General features: G+C 45.8%; 11 protein-coding genes. 8 read left to right on the top strand and 3 right to left on the bottom strand.

All coding sequences use genetic code 11. From position 1 onward, the window contains the following. Positions 1-2: 2 nt before the first annotated feature. Entirely contained in the window at positions 3-290 is a 288-nt protein-coding gene (locus tag AC0J20_RS11120; RefSeq protein ID WP_473021687.1) for a hypothetical protein, read from the bottom strand. A gap of 184 nt (positions 291-474) precedes the next feature. Here AC0J20_RS11120 and norR point away from each other — a divergent pair, with 184 nt between their 5' ends. The 4 genes from norR (at position 475) to AC0J20_RS11100 (ending at position 5,109) form a co-directional block, all read left to right on the top strand. Continuing rightward, positions 475-2,055 carry a nitric oxide reductase transcriptional regulator NorR gene (gene norR / locus AC0J20_RS11115; protein ID WP_473021686.1) on the top strand — a complete coding sequence of 527 codons (1,581 nt, stop codon included), beginning with the start codon at positions 475-477 and terminating at the stop codon, positions 2,053-2,055. A gap of 379 nt (positions 2,056-2,434) precedes the next feature. Continuing rightward, positions 2,435-3,457 carry a tryptophan--tRNA ligase gene (trpS, locus tag AC0J20_RS11110; RefSeq protein WP_229529981.1) on the top strand — a complete coding sequence of 341 codons (1,023 nt, stop codon included), beginning with the start codon at positions 2,435-2,437 and terminating at the stop codon, positions 3,455-3,457. A gap of 270 nt (positions 3,458-3,727) precedes the next feature. Continuing rightward, a complete protein-coding gene (locus AC0J20_RS11105) occupies positions 3,728-4,504 on the top strand; it encodes a PRC-barrel domain containing protein (protein WP_473021685.1) in 777 nt (258 codons plus the stop codon). 212 nt (positions 4,505-4,716) lie between these two features. Next, positions 4,717-5,109 carry a VOC family protein gene (locus AC0J20_RS11100; protein ID WP_229529983.1) on the top strand — a complete coding sequence of 131 codons (393 nt, stop codon included), beginning with the start codon at positions 4,717-4,719 and terminating at the stop codon, positions 5,107-5,109. A gap of 122 nt (positions 5,110-5,231) precedes the next feature. Here the strand turns inward: AC0J20_RS11100 and AC0J20_RS11095 are convergent, their stop codons facing one another. Next, a complete protein-coding gene (locus AC0J20_RS11095; RefSeq protein WP_229529984.1) occupies positions 5,232-6,647 on the bottom strand; it encodes a diguanylate cyclase in 1,416 nt (471 codons plus the stop codon). 197 nt (positions 6,648-6,844) lie between these two features. On the opposite strand from AC0J20_RS11095, the gene AC0J20_RS11090 reads away from it, so the two are divergent. The 4 genes from AC0J20_RS11090 to AC0J20_RS11075 all read left to right on the top strand — a co-directional run bounded on the left by AC0J20_RS11090 (position 6,845) and on the right by AC0J20_RS11075 (position 13,757). Beyond that, a complete protein-coding gene (locus AC0J20_RS11090) occupies positions 6,845-8,227 on the top strand; it encodes a sensor domain-containing diguanylate cyclase (RefSeq protein ID WP_229529985.1) in 1,383 nt (460 codons plus the stop codon). Positions 8,228-8,870: 643 nt separating this feature from the next. After that, positions 8,871-9,923, top strand: coding sequence for a helix-turn-helix domain-containing protein (locus tag AC0J20_RS11085; protein ID WP_473021684.1), 1,053 nt, complete (start codon positions 8,871-8,873; stop codon positions 9,921-9,923). Positions 9,924-10,035: 112 nt separating this feature from the next. Beyond that, positions 10,036-12,009, top strand: coding sequence for a hypothetical protein (locus AC0J20_RS11080; RefSeq protein ID WP_473021683.1), 1,974 nt, complete (start codon positions 10,036-10,038; stop codon positions 12,007-12,009). Beyond that, a complete protein-coding gene (locus tag AC0J20_RS11075) occupies positions 12,009-13,757 on the top strand; it encodes a HEAT repeat domain-containing protein (RefSeq protein ID WP_473021682.1) in 1,749 nt (582 codons plus the stop codon). The genes AC0J20_RS11080 and AC0J20_RS11075 overlap by 1 nt, the downstream gene beginning before the upstream one ends. An 82-nt stretch (positions 13,758-13,839) precedes the next feature. Here AC0J20_RS11075 and AC0J20_RS11070 read toward each other — a convergent pair whose 3' ends face one another. Then, the gene (locus AC0J20_RS11070) at positions 13,840-14,832 is read right to left on the bottom strand and encodes a sterol desaturase family protein (RefSeq protein ID WP_473021681.1); all 993 of its coding nucleotides are present in this window, start codon (positions 14,830-14,832) and stop codon (positions 13,840-13,842) included. Positions 14,833-14,840: the final 8 nt, after the last annotated feature.

The following is a 14,840-nucleotide window of genomic DNA, read 5'->3' as shown; positions in this document are numbered from 1 at the left end:
AGCTACACCACCTTGCCGAGATGCTTGCGTCCGATACAGCGCAATACATACCCTATTTTAAATAACCCGGGTAAGATCATAGAGGCTATATGAGCCGCAATTTCAACTTGCATTGGTATCAGCTGGTTAAACTGATAACCGAGTAATATCGCCGCAATAAATGCCACCAAAGAAGCGATCATGAGTCCATTACCGATACGCAAACAAAGCCTGAAGTTTTTCAATGGGTCTTGTTGCTCAGTTGTGGCAATGGGCACAGTGGTAATCGGGTTTGCGAGTGAGGTTGCCATAGGTGTAAATCCTCTTGTATGCAGTAATAACTGGTTTTGCTATACCAATTCTTGTGCCACATTTAAAAGGATATAAAAAACAAATAGATAGCGTGTCAGGCTGTTTTCAATTTACTTAAAAAAGGTCATTTAGACCTGATTATGAATAGGTTATAATGACCTGAAAGGGTCAAATGGATTCGGTATGGAACTTACTTCAGAAACGCTGTTAGACTTTGCTACAGCACAGGTAGCCGGATTAACCAATCACGATCGTTTTGAGCAATTATTGGACACTCTGGCGGGATTAATTGTTTGTGACGCCATCGTGCTACTGGCAATACAAGGTGAAACCCTAAAACCTCTGGCGCAGAAAGGGCTAACTCATGACACGCTGGGGCGGCGCTTTAGTATTGCAGCTCACCCCAGATTCACCGCGATTGTGGAGTCTCAATGTCCGGTTCGCTTTGCAGCTGATAGTCCGTTGCCTGATCCCTATGATGGCTTGTTAACCGGCCACAAAGGCAATTTGCCTATCCATGCCTGTATGGGTATCCCGCTGTTTTTTGCCAAATCTCTGATTGGGGTGCTCACCTTTGATAGTTTAACGCCATCGGCTTTTGATGATTTACCCGAAAACAAGCTACAAATCATCTCAGCGATTGCCGCTTCAACCTTAAAAATCGCCCTGATGCTGGATGAACTGGAATTCAGAAATGCTCGCTCTCATTTGCTGGTGGCTGAACTCAATCATGAGAGCCTGGCCCGCGAAGGGCATGAAATAATCGGTGAAAGTCCGGTTATGAAAAAGTTAAAAAAAGAAATCAGTCTGGTGGCTGCTTCACCCTTTAGTGTTCTTATCCTCGGCGAAACCGGGGTGGGTAAAGAGTTGATCGCTAAGCATCTGCACCTGCAATCCTCCCGGGCGAACGAACCATTGGTGTATGTCAATTGTGCGGCGCTACCTGAGAACCTGATTGAAAGTGAACTGTTTGGCCATGTAAAAGGGGCATTTACCGGTGCGGACAAAGACAGAGCCGGTAAATTTCTGTTGGCTGATGGCGGAACCCTGTTTCTGGATGAAATTGGAGAGATGCCGCTAAGCGCACAAAGCAAACTATTGAGAGCATTGCAATCTAATGAGATTCAACCCGTGGGACAGGATACTATTCAGCATGTGAATGTGCGGGTACTGGCGGCCACCAACCGGGATTTAGCCTCAGAGGTGGGTGAGGGGCGCTTTCGTGCTGATTTGTACCATCGTCTTAGTGTTTACCCTATTCAGGTGCCGCCGCTCAGACAGCGCATCGATGATATTGCGCTGCTCGCTGGTTTTTTTGTGGAACAGTCTCGTCGTAAATTGGGTCTGAAGCAGCTAAATTTGGGCAGCCGTTGTATCGCCTATCTCAATCAGTATCAATGGCCAGGTAATGTCAGGGAACTGGAACATGTTATTTCGCGAGCCGCCTTAAAGGCCGCTTATGATCAGCACAATCTGCCGTTTGTGACTATCAACCCGGAACATTGTGGCGATTTAAGCAGTCATAAAATAGTTGATGCCCCCGAAGTTGCCTCTTCATCAGAAATAACACCGAATGCTGCGCAGCTGCCAATGGACATTAAGGTGCAAACCGACCTGTTTCAACGCAATCTTATCAGGCAAACGCTGTTGCAATGCGACGGGAACTGGGCGGCCACTGCCAGACAGCTAAACACGGATCGTTCAAATCTGGTGCGTATGGCAAAACGACTGGGCATTGAGATACAGAAGCAAATTGTGAGTTGAGCGAATCCGGACATCATCGCGGGGGCAGGCCAGCAATAACGTCGAAATCTGAAACGGTTGTGTGTTACCCGGAATTGCCAATCCTGAAACGAAAATTGCCTGGATAAATTAGTGCCCTGACTACTTCCTGTAAGCCTTGTTCTGTTTCGCATTTAAAATGTAACTGCTATAAATTAACCCCGAGTCGATTGAATTTCGAAATAATTCTGGCAATATTGGTTAAATGAAATACATTTTAATGCCTTTATCATTATTTTCCTGGTGGCGCTCTACTTAGAGCGGCGCTGAATTTTTACATTCTTAAGCTGCTGGAAGGTAGCTGAGACTGTAATTTCTTTTGTATCTCCAGTAGTGATCTGTTCTAACCTGGAGATCCCCCATGAACACAAAGCAAGCTACTGCAAAATCAGAAATTATTTTAACTGGCGACAGAGCCACCGGGCCATTGCATTTAGGCCATTATGTCGGTTCTTTAAAACAGCGTGTTGCATTGCAGGCTATTCATGAGCAAACGATTCTTGTGGCCGATATGCAAGGCCTTACTGATAATGCCCACAATCCGAAAAAAGTATCATCTAATATTCTCAATGTGGTGGCTGACTATCTGGCTGTTGGTATAAATCCCTCTGAAACAACGATTTGTCTTCAATCACAACTCCCCGCGCTTGCTGAGTTGACTATGTATTACAGCAATCTTGTCACAATCAGTCGATTGGAGCGAAATCCAACGGTCAAAAGTGAGATACACAACAAAGGATTTGAACGCTCCATTCCGGCGGGCTTTTTAACCTATCCAGTATCTCAGGCGGCCGATATTACTGGCTTCAACGCCACACTGGTTCCTGTCGGGGATGACCAATTGCCAATGCTCGAACAGTCAAATGAAATAGTGAGAAAGATTAACGCGCTCGCCGGGCGCACTGTACTTAATGAATGTGCCCCTTTGTTAAGTAACGCCCCACGTTTGCCTGGTACGGATGGGAAAAATAAAATGTCGAAGTCGATGGGCAACGCCATTAATCTCGGGGCTACCGAAAAAGAAATCTCGGCAGCGGTAAAATCCATGTATACCGATCCTAATCACCTGCGAGTAGAAGATCCCGGCAAAATAGAAGGAAATGTCGTGTTTACCTATCTCGATGCTTTTCACCCAGATGAAGGTTATATCAGCCAACTAAAAGCACACTATCAGCGTGGAGGTCTGGGCGATGGTACCACGAAGAAAATACTGGAAGCCTGTTTGCAGGACATCCTTCGACCCATAAGAGCGAGAAGAGCGGAGTTTTTAAATGATAAGGCTCAACTGATTGACATTTTAGTGAAAGGTAGCCAGCGCTCCAGAGATAAAACCGAAAAAATCCTGTTTGATGTCAAAGACATCTTTGGCTTAAATATTTTCTGATTGGCTTGCTTTTTAGCCGTCAGCTTAGGGAAGGCATCGCTGACTTTCCCTGGGCTGTTTTCTTTTCTTACAGGGGGCAACCTGACGACGCTGAAAACGGCTCAGGATTTGAGTTTTCACCTCTGTTGGCTATTATAATTTTAAGAAGCAACCAGTTGTACACAGGGCCTGGTGCGCTTTACTGCATGAACAGGCAACCCAGGTCAACCGGTCCCGGATATACCTCTTCGGGAGCATGTAGAAACGACCAATCGGGTCAGGAGGCAGGTTATGCTACTCAGTGTTAATTCGTTACGCCACTATGCTATTCAGGCTTCTGATGGTGCGATTGGCGAGTGCCATGATTTATTATTTGACGACAGGTTTTGGACCTGCCGCTTCTTAACCGTGGATACGCATCCCTGGTTGCCACTGAGTCACAAGGTACTGATCAGCCCCGTTTCGATAAACAATGTTGTTCAGGATGATGAAAAAATCCATGTGGATCTGACTAAAGAGCAGGTTAAATCTGCGCCTTCAACAGACACCAATGAGCCGGTATCCCGAGAATTCGAGCGAGAATATTTTAATTATTTTGGATTTGGTCATTACTGGGTAGGGCCGGGAGCCTGGGGAGAATATGCCTACCCCACTGATCTTGTCAAACCCCCATCAGCCAATGCCAGAAAGGCAGAACAGAAGCGGGCGAAAGATGACAATGCCAATCATCTGCGTTCGGTCAAAGAGATACAGCATTACCTCATTTGTGGTACTGATGATGCCGAATGCCATGTGCATGACTTTGTCCTGAACACTGACAATTGGTCGATTGCTTATTTAGTGTTGGATACCCGGGATTGGTTGCCCGGCGGGCGCAAGGTCTTCATGCTGCCTGAGCAAATAGAAGAAATCAGTTGGGCTGACCAGGCACTCAAAACCAGTCTCAGTGACGGCAATATTAAAAACTTGCCCGAATACCATGGCGACTCTCTCAATGATAATGACTACCTTCAGGAAGTCGTCAACACTTTGAAATCCGTGCGGCCGGGTAAGTCAGAACGGCTTTAAAGGGGACACTCTGTCAGCCAGAAAAACAGCGGCGCTTTGCATATTAGCTGGGGCAACTCAGCGTCGGTAAAATGGTGTCGGCTATACCGCGGCGGCAATGTTGTGAGGGGCCGATTACTCGAGCTGCAAATTCAAATGACTACTGACACTTTCTGTCACAGCACCAGGAGTATGATGAACCCGAATTCATCATCATCTGAAAGGAGAAATTTATGATTGGCTATGTGACATTAGGTACTGCGGATCTACAGAAATCTGGCGCATATTACGATGCATTGCTGGCAACCATCGGTGCTGCGCGTTTTATGGAGGAAGACAACTATTTTATTGCCTGGTCAAAGGGCGAAAATGAACCGGCAATATCAGTAACACTGCCGTTTAACAAAGAAGCGGCAACTGCCGGCAATGGCACTATGGTGGCGGTGGTACTTGAGTCGCCGGAACAGGTCGATGCGTTTTATCACAAGGCATTAGAACTGGGGGGCAGTTGTGAAGGCAAACCTGGTTTCAGACCAGAAGATGCCAGCGCGGGCTTTTACGCCGGGTACTTTCGGGATCTGGATGGCAACAAACTCAACGCGTTTTGCATGGTGCCGGCGGCGTAACCGCGCTGTTTGAGCGTTAAAGGCGGAAGTGCTTGTGGCCGTATTGCAACGCACTTCCTGGTTTCCCCGTAACAGAACTGATCCGAAATAAGCTGTAAGCACGGCTAAATGCTGAAACTCCCTCAAACGGCCTTAATGCAGCATTTACCGGAAGATTTAGCCTGATACATGGCGTTGTCTGCCCTTTCTAACCAGTTGTCAATGGTATCGCTTTTCAACACTTCGCTTAAGCCGATACTACAACTCACGCTGACTCCCTGGCTAAAAATGGTGTCTTCCAGCTCCTTTTGTAATCGCTGAGCAAAATTCTCTGCTTCAGTTTTTAGTGCACCTGGACATAGTACAACGAATTCGTCGCCACCCCAGCGGCCAATGATGTCGGTTTCCCGGGCACACTTTTTCAATATATTGGCAAATTGTTCCAATACGGCATCGCCAATGTTATGACCATAGTGGTCATTCAGATGTTTAAAGTCATCAATATCAATAAATACCAAAGCACAATCGTTGATACCGCGTTTCTTGCGCTTGATATGCTCTTCGGCTTCAATGGTAATTTGCACCCGATTGAACAGATCGGTGAGCGGGTCATGAGTGGATAAATAGTGTAGTTTGTCGTTCTTTTTTTTCAGTGCCGATTGCAGGCTTTCCAGGGCGTTATTTTTTTGCTGAATTCTGTCCCGGTAGCGCACCACAATCGAATGACGTATCCCTAAAATAATCAGCAGCACAACAATGGGCAGAATGATTTTTGCCATCAACCAAAAGTCGACTTCGCGAATAATTTTAACATTGTTCCAGCGACGATAGATTTCATTGTGTTGCTGGGCAGTGATCTGCTTTATCGCGGCATTGATGGCCGGTAAATGGACGGATTTACTTTTGCTGAGTCCCAGCCGTAATTCGTCGTCCAGGCCCATCCAGCCTGTGATCCTCAAATCGTGTAAACCATTGGTTTGAATGTGCTCCAAAATGGTGTGCATCGAACCCACCATGACGTCAATATCCCCAGCGGCTAACAGTCTGATCCCGGCGAGTTCACTGGGGACTTCATAGATAGGCACATCGGGAAAGCGGGTGGTGATGTATTCATGCTGTCGATAGCCTTTAACAACACCAACTTTTTCGTTTTCTATCATGGCCAGGTTAGGGATGGGCGTGCCCTCGCTATGGGTAATGATGACGTTAGGCGCTTTGAATATGATGTCGCTGAAAGTCAGAAATTCCGAGCGATTGGGGGTAACGTTTAAAAACGGAGTCGCGTCGCATCGACCACTTTTGAGCAGTTGCAATGAGTCTAGCCAGGATGCGGTTTTAAGCAGTGAGAAGTTTATCCCTGAGTGTGCCGAAATCAGGTCCAGATAGTTTCTGGACATGCCTGTGTGGCGACCATCCCGCAAGCCTTCGTAGGGTAACCAATCGGTATCGACACAATAAGTTAGATTGATGATGGGTTGCCTGGCATAACTGTTTACACTACCGGTAACCAGCGCTGTGAGTAATGATAAATAAATTATCTGAATGATTAATCTAACCAATGGCCATCCTGCCCAAATCTCCAATAATAGCGTTAGTATAGTACAAATAATGAACATTTAGACAAGTGGAATTCGATAAATAATCTAAAAAACAAGCACTTCGGTAAAAACACTAACCCAAACCCGGATAATACGCGTTTTCCCCTCTTGCTGATGGTGGTCTACACTGTATTAAGAATTGCTAAACATATTTACTGATGTCTGATATCGATGCCTTAAATTTAAAGAAGTTGTTAGAACATGCCCATATCGGCGTGGTCATTCATCGCTGGGATACATCGATTGTATATGCGAATCCCACTGCGTTGCGATTGATGCGATTGAGCTATGAGCAGATGATAGGTATAGATGCTTATGACCCACAATGGAGCTTTTTGGACGAAGGCGGGCGAAAGTTGCTGGTTGAAGATTACCCGGTTAACAAAGTTAAAATGCGCGGTGATCGCCTGCAAAATGAAATTGTTGGCGTGGTAGACAGCAGTAGCGACCACATTAGCTGGTTTTTAGTTAACGCCTACCATGAAGGTGAGCCAGGAGAAGAAAGCGGTTTTATTGTGGTGACCTTCAACGATATTTCTGACACCAAGCAATTATTTTCCTTTCAGGATATTGTCGAAAATACCCAGGATATGGTGATTGTTACCGAAGCAGAAAATATTGAGTATCCCACCGGCCCCAAAATTGTTTATGTGAACAAGGCCTTCGAAAAACTGACCGGATACAGCCAGCGAGAGATACTGGGTGAAACCCCCAGACTATTACAGGGAGCGTTAACCGATCAGGATGCAAAAACCCGTATTCACGCTGCGCTTGAAAAACACCAACCAATCTATGAAACCCTACTGAATTACGATTCGGATGGGCGTCCTTACTGGGTTGAAATGAACATCATTCCGCTGAAAAATAAATATGGTGATATTACCCATTTTGCGGCTATTGAGCGGGACATCTCTAAACAAAAGTTTCACCTTGAGCAGCTGGAAAAACGCAATGAGGATCTGAAAGTACTGAAACGTGATTTGGAGAAATCCATTGAAAAACGCACTTCTGAATTGCAAATGGCGAAAGCCAGATTAGAAAAGTTAGCCTTTTATGATCCACTGACCAATGTTCCTAATCGTCGTTACTTCATTGATCACGTCAATCGCCTGGTGAAATCCAGTCAGCGCAGACACGAGGCGCTGGCTTTTGGCATGCTTGATATTGATGATTTTAAGTTGCTCAATGACAACTATGGTCATGATGTTGGTGACAAAGTGCTCATTGAACTGGCACAAGTATTACAGGCGTTATTTCGCGCTGATGATGCCTTCTGTCGTTACGGCGGAGAAGAATTCGCTTTTGTGTTAACGATTGGCAAAAACAGCGAACTTGACGGGTTTTCCAACCGATTGATCAGTGCGATCCGTGACCTTGAAGTGGCAATCAATGAACAACAGAGCCTGAATATTACCGCCAGCATAGGGATGAAAGTGTGCGCTCATGATGCCGACATCGACTTCGAAAAAGAAATCAAAGACGCTGATATCGCTCTTTATGAATCAAAAAATACCGGTAAGGATAAAGTGACCATCAGCTGAATTGTGGTAGATCAGACCTAAGCCAATACTAAATGAATCTCACCACCTGATAACATCCAAACACGAATACAGAAGCTTATACCAGCGGAAGTTATTCCGGAATTGTCCAGAAATGGCTTCCCTGCATCGTATGCTAATTTGCTGTAGACGCGAAAATGGAAGCATTGAATTGAGTCGGCCGTGCAACGCCCGATGTTTGTTTAGACGGAGTGACCGTGTGTGCCAGGGGCCAGGCTGAGCAATAGGTGCTCATATCACTGAGTCCCCGGGAACTGTGTCTCATCGTTTTGGCAACGGCTAAGGTGAGTTTCGCTTACGCACCCGCTAGTTACTTAGATATCTGTGAAAATGATATTTATGGCTTCAGATATTATTTTACTGGCCAGTGTGGAGCGATTTATCTGTTCTATACATGAGTTATTATTTCCACGGAATTGATGGATTTTTAGAAAAATATTATTGGTGTTAAACCGGTGTTGCTATTTATGTTTATCAATTGTAATTTTTAATATAGCGAAAATGTCATAGTGTTCTATATATATTGTGGAGAGTGTAAAAACACAATGTGTATTTACAAGGGACTGCAGGGAAGGCGAATTATAAGCAGTTTATTCTTTTGATTAAGCTGTCCGGGAAGTTGACCATGAACAGAACAATACCAAAAACCATTTTTTCCACCAGCACCATCGATATTCAGGATAAAATACCGCTCTGGCAGGATGCTATTTCCGCGCTATTTTCAATAGATTTGCCTCCCGAAGTGATGTTTTTCGACAGTGATACCAGGGTGGATAGCTATCTCATTGGTGGCTTAATGATGTCGAATTGCCACTCTTTCAGACAGTCTTTTAGTCGGGGAACCAAAGAGATAGTGCAAAGTGGCATGGATCACTTTTTGGTGCAATTGTACGTTCGCGGTACCAATCAAATTTTGCTCGATGATCGTTGTTTGAATGTCTACCCAGGGGATATTCAGGTACTGGATTTATTGCAGGTTCACAAAGCACAAATTGCCAGTGATGGTTGCAACGCCAGTTATCAATTTGAAAACCTGAATCTGTTTATTCCCCGGTATCAACTTGAAGCCCTGATCCCCAATGCAGAGCAGTTACACAATCGGGTGTTCAGATCCGGTACTGCCATCAATGAAGTCATAAAAAGCTACATGCTGACCCTGTTTGGCAATGCCGCTGGCATGTCGACTGAAGAAGCGCAGGCAGTAACGCAGCCGACAATTGAGCTAATCGCATCACTGCTGGTGTGCAATCAGCACCTGAATGAAATGCATCGCCCGGGCGCAGATTCTGCAAAGGTGATTCAGGTGATTAAAGTGATAGACAAACATATTGATAGCCAGCTTACACCGGATTTTATTGCTGCTGCCGTTGGAGTGTCACGCACTTATTTGTATCGGCTCTGCGAATCCTGGGGTGGGGTTATGAATTTAGTGAAATGTCGACGTCTAAAACTGGCATTTAATTTATTAAAAAGTCGCCCTCAATCTCAGATTCAGGAAATTGCGTATTTATCGGGATTTTCCAGTAACCAACTATTTTCCAGAAGCTTTAAAGCGCATTTTGGTATTTTACCGACGGAAGTGAAAATGTCTGCCAATGATTCTAATGTGCCTCAAAACTTTGTGGTGCCTGATGAAAATACCCGTTTCGTTGACTGGATGAAATCGCTTTCAGCGTAAAAAAGGACAGAGAGACAATTATTAAGTACGTAGCTACAATTTACCCCGATTAGGCGTTGATATACTCAGGTTACTTGCATTGAACATGCGTATTTTCTGGAGCTAACCTGATATGTCGCTTAATCATTATTTATTGAAAACCTTACCTGTCGGTATGTTGCTTGTCTGCCTGAGTGGATGCGGTGGTTCCGATGATCCTGCCCCTGAGGTTGTTGAAGAAACACCGGAACCCATTTTATTACCGACGGTTGAAGAAAACGTCGTTATTACGGACCTGGATACCAATTCACTGGTTCAATATGCGGAGTTGGATACCCTGCAACTGGATTTTGCCTATGAAGTGCGAAGTCTGGATGAAGATGATATTGCTGAAAATGGTATCGACCTGAGTTTTCATCTGGTTAGCGAGACACCCATGGATGACGGTACCTATGACAGCCACTTTTTAGGTATGGCCTGGCTTGAAGCACCTGAGGTAGGTAGTAACATTGCCAGCGCCACATTTATTGTGCCCAATGTTCAAAAAGGTGGGGATTATCGTATCTACACCGTGGTGGATGCCTCGGAGTTAGAAACACAAAGAGACGAAACGCTCAACACCTCAGTGGAAGCTTACTTTGACGCGCTGTTGAGTTCAGATGCTCCTTACGAGCTGATAGCAATTGGCAATGCTGCCAACGATTTTGAAATTGTTTATGCCGAGATCAGCTCCGATGTAGTCGTGCTGGATAACGTCGCAAATGATGACTTAGCTGGTGAAAATCGCATTGACCTGTCCGGTTATATGGATGCCAGATATATGGGTAGCGATCTCAGCGCCGATCAGGCTGAATTAACCATTGAGGTCATGATCAATGGTGTATACGAAGAAGTCCTGCACTGGGACGATGCTAATGATCAGTTTGTTTTAGGCAGTGATTCACCGTTATTGTTTGAAGTGGATTACGAGCACGGCGATTCTATTCAGGACAGTATCGATGAAAGCTTGCCTGAAGAGTCTTCTGAAGAAGAAGCCACCGAACACGTCGCTTTCCAGATAGCCTTCACTGATCAGCAATTAGCCACACTGACGGAATCGTATTTGCTGGAACAGGCCGACAACGATACTGAGTTGAGCCAGATCTCGCTGAGGCTCACCATCAATGATACCACGGGAGACAGTGATGAAGATCTCAGCAACAACATCAGATTATTGAGCGTCCCTTATTTTGTATTTACACCGGAGGCACAAACCGGTGACAGGTTCGCTGCCCGCGCCCAACAGGAATTATATCCTTCGTTAACGGGTTCATTCGGAGCCGGATATGGTGATCCCAAGAAAGTTAAAGCCGGTGTCGCTTTTGGCGGGGGAGTGAAGGGTAATTTTCCTGAAAAATCAGCATCTATCGAGGCCAGTGGCAAAATCAGCGTTACTATATTTGAAAATGACGTGGATATCACCAGCGCCCGGGCGGAATTAACCGGCTACCTGGAAAACGGTAAGGAGTCGGAGTTTTACCTTGGCGTTGATGTTTTGGGTTACAAGGTTTACGAGAATTTCGAGAAGAAAGAAGAAATCAGTATCTCCCTGCCAGCGTTGACGTTTCCCAAAGAGCAAATGCTGGCAGAAGCTAACTTTTGGATCAAGTTTATTCCTATTACTGTGGCGGCCGGTATTAGCGGCAGTTTCGGTTTTCAGTTGACTGAGATCAAATACAGCAACAACAGTAACGAGCAACGACTGTCGTTTAAGAGCAATGTGGCGAAAGTAGATGTCGGCGCTATTGCCCGCGGTGGTCTGGGAGTCCCTAAGTTTAACGCAGGTGTCGCAGTGAACCTTAAAGCGATCGAAAACACCCTTAAGCTGGATGGCTATGCTGATATTTCCAAAATGCTGACTGATGAGCAAATCGGCTATGGTTTTAAATTACACGATCAGATTGACGTGATCCGTGGTCGAATTGGTGTTTACGCTGAGGGCCCCTGGCCTAAAATTACCCCCTGGTTTATCGACTTTACGGCAAAGTATTTTTGGATTTACGAAACGCCCGGAATTTATTCCACAGAGTTTGATATTCTGAACCACAGTGGCACCTTTTCGCTGTAATGAATAACCGAACCTTAATTATCCTGGGGCTGTTGGGGTTCGGACCTGCCTGCTTTGGTGAGTCCGGACCCAACACAGACTGCCGTACCAGTTATTCTTTCAGTACCCGGACGCACGCTGAAATTAACATGGGACAAGTCGTTAATAACCATCATCACCTTTCCGGTTATCTGTCCATTAAAGCATTAAATCGGGATGAATCGGGCCGTTGGTGGGGACTACATTTTACCAATGTCCTGGAAAAATCGGATGGGATGCCTCAGGTAGATCCGGTATTTGCGCGGCCATTCGCGGTATATCGCCAAAACGATGGATTACTCGGACCATTTAAATTTTTTGAGCCTTTAACAGAGCAACAACAAAAGAAACTCAAAGGTCTGGCCTATACGCTACAGTTTAATCACGCTGACATTGCTGGCCCCTGGATACACAAGGAGCGCGACAATTCCGGTTTGTACGAAGTGAGTTATCAAAAGCAGGACAATGCCCTGTTAAAACAAAAAGCCCGCTATCTCAGCGAGCAACCTGTCAAAAAGCAACCCAACCGGTTAGCCAGGTTAGACAAGATAAACATCCTGGAATCTACACAGACAATTCACCCATCAGCATGTTGGCTAAAACGTACCCTGGGAAAGGAAAAGCTGCAAATAGACGTTTTTAGCGGAGAATACACGGCGAAAACCGAACAGTATTTTAGCTTCGAGACTAACTCTCAATTAGCCAATACCCTATTGTGGCAAATGCCGGCTGATATTCATCACTGGGCAGAAAAAACCGAACAACCGGCTAATCTGACAGAAGCGGAACTCGCTGCAATGCGCGAAGTCTTACTGGCGACATTAGCTGAAATTGACCTTGAAGCTATAAGCGTTGATGAATTACTCAGTGTGCTGAAAAATTTTGACATTGTATTGCCAGTTTTACAGCAACTTTTTCGTGAAAATACCTTGAGTGAAGCGCAACAAATGACCTTGTTTCACGCGCTTGGTCTGATGGACAGTCCCGGCAGCAATCTGTTGTTGGTGGCCTTGATGAATGAACAGGAGTTGCAATACGCGACGCGGTTCCGCGCTATTCAGGCATTAACTCAGGGAACCCGACCATTGACTAAAGCACTGACAGAAAGCCTGCTAAACAGCATTGAGGAAAACAGTTTTCCGGATAGGCCCGATATGCGTGGTGCGTCGCTGATGGCATTTGGCGCGATGCTTAATCGCCGCGAAAACAATGAGTTTTCGCAGCTTCTGACAGTGGAGATGATGGACAGATTACTCTTGGCTGAGAACGAACGGGACAAAGCTTCTTATCTGGCAGCACTGGGTAATACTTATGACGAAAGTGTCACGGATACGGTAACCAATCATATCGCCGATAATTCCGCCTCTGTCAGGGCCAATGCAGCCTATGCCTTAGGTCAGATAGGGTCTGAAAAAGCTAAGCAGGCATTGAATTATATGCTGCACCGGGAAACGGATGGCTTTGTACAGGGGGAAGTGCTGGGCGCGATTGCTCAGTTTGAGCTGGATGAAAAGGATCTTCAGGTGGTGTCTGAATTGGCGCAAAACAGCCAGCGGGATGGCACCCGTAAACGCGCGATAGAAGCGCTGTCAAAACAGAAAAAGCATCAGCAACTGGTTAGCCAGAAACTGAATCAGATTTTAAAAACCGAGCGCAATCGTGAGAATTTTGAACAGGCTGCCAGGGCATTGGCACAATTTTCCGATGAAAAAGTTGGGACAGAAAACTAGAGCGGGTTGACCGGCTGCAAAATTGTAGCGCAAAGATCAGCACGCTCTATTGACTTGCTTTTGTTCACCGCGATGGCGGCACTCATTCCGGGATTTTAGCGGACAACGGCAGTCTGGTTTTTCGGATCAGTAAGCGGTTTTTACAAGCGATAAATGGTCTGGCGTACGCATCCAGTAACGATTTGTGTGACGGCTCCTTTTTATCCAGCCCGAACAACAAAAAGCGCGTTTTGCCGGACAGTACTAATGTGCCAAATAATCGGTCCCAGATGGCCAGTGCTGTACCAAAGTTTTTATCGTGAAACTGCACCTGACGGCTGTGATGAATTTGATGTTGTACCGGGCTGATAAACCACTTTTCGAGGGTGTCACCCCAACGCCATTTAACATGAGAGTGACGCAGGTTAGAGCCCATCACATTGAACAAAAATATAAATACATTTGCCCCTAAAATATCCGCCATGGACAGGGTCGGACCAAACAGGAAATAGCAGACTCCTACAGCGCAGCCTTGCGCCAGACCCATGCGGCAGGCGTACAGGAAGCTCTCCAGCGGATGTGAGCGGTACACTGTCATGGGAGTCAGTACCAGTGCTGAGTGGTGCACCTTGTGAAACTCCCAAAGAAACGGGACTTTGTGTAATAAATAGTGCAGTAAAAATCGGGTGAAATCGTCAAACAGAAACAGCACCAGGGTGAAAACAAATATGACGATGGCATCGTTTTCGATACCGGTCAGCAATTGCTTTCGTCCGAAAGTCCATTCCAGTGCATCGCTCAGACCCATCGCAATAGGCACCATAGTAAGAATGAGGGGCGCCCACAAAAACGCGCGGACCAGGCGATTCACAATAAACAGTTGATAGTCCAGTACGGCGCTTTTATGCAGCCAGACTTTAGGGTTGAACAGGTAGTAAAAAAAGCCCTTATCGTTTTTAACCTTGCGCTGCTGAGCAATGTACACCCACAAAGCGAATATCAGCGCCCCTGCGATGTATCCCAAAAACAGGCGCTTGTTGGGATCCAGCAGGTAACGGCCAAGTTCGATAAGTTCGGATTTAAATTGCTCTAGCATAAAGCCTG

Source organism: Planctobacterium sp. R6 (genome assembly GCF_055755215.1).
Note: the sequence above shows the minus strand (reverse complement) of the source record. Positions and strands in the feature narration are given on the sequence as shown.

Excerpts from the sequence above, each read along its gene's own strand:
- AC0J20_RS11085 (WP_473021684.1), top strand. The coding sequence starts at position 8,871 with ATGAACAGAACAATACCAAAAACCATTTTTTCCACCAGCACCATCGAT.
- AC0J20_RS11080 (WP_473021683.1), top strand. The coding sequence starts at position 10,036 with ATGTCGCTTAATCATTATTTATTGAAAACCTTACCTGTCGGTATGTTG.
- AC0J20_RS11070 (WP_473021681.1), bottom strand. The coding sequence starts at position 14,832 with ATGCTAGAGCAATTTAAATCCGAACTTATCGAACTTGGCCGTTACCTG.
- trpS (WP_229529981.1), top strand. The coding sequence starts at position 2,435 with ATGAACACAAAGCAAGCTACTGCAAAATCAGAAATTATTTTAACTGGC.
- AC0J20_RS11075 (WP_473021682.1), top strand. The coding sequence starts at position 12,009 with ATGAATAACCGAACCTTAATTATCCTGGGGCTGTTGGGGTTCGGACCT.
- AC0J20_RS11090 (WP_229529985.1), top strand. The coding sequence starts at position 6,845 with ATGTCTGATATCGATGCCTTAAATTTAAAGAAGTTGTTAGAACATGCC.
- AC0J20_RS11105 (WP_473021685.1), top strand. The coding sequence starts at position 3,728 with ATGCTACTCAGTGTTAATTCGTTACGCCACTATGCTATTCAGGCTTCT.
- AC0J20_RS11120 (WP_473021687.1), bottom strand. The coding sequence starts at position 290 with ATGGCAACCTCACTCGCAAACCCGATTACCACTGTGCCCATTGCCACA.
- AC0J20_RS11100 (WP_229529983.1), top strand. The coding sequence starts at position 4,717 with ATGATTGGCTATGTGACATTAGGTACTGCGGATCTACAGAAATCTGGC.
- norR (WP_473021686.1), top strand. The coding sequence starts at position 475 with ATGGAACTTACTTCAGAAACGCTGTTAGACTTTGCTACAGCACAGGTA.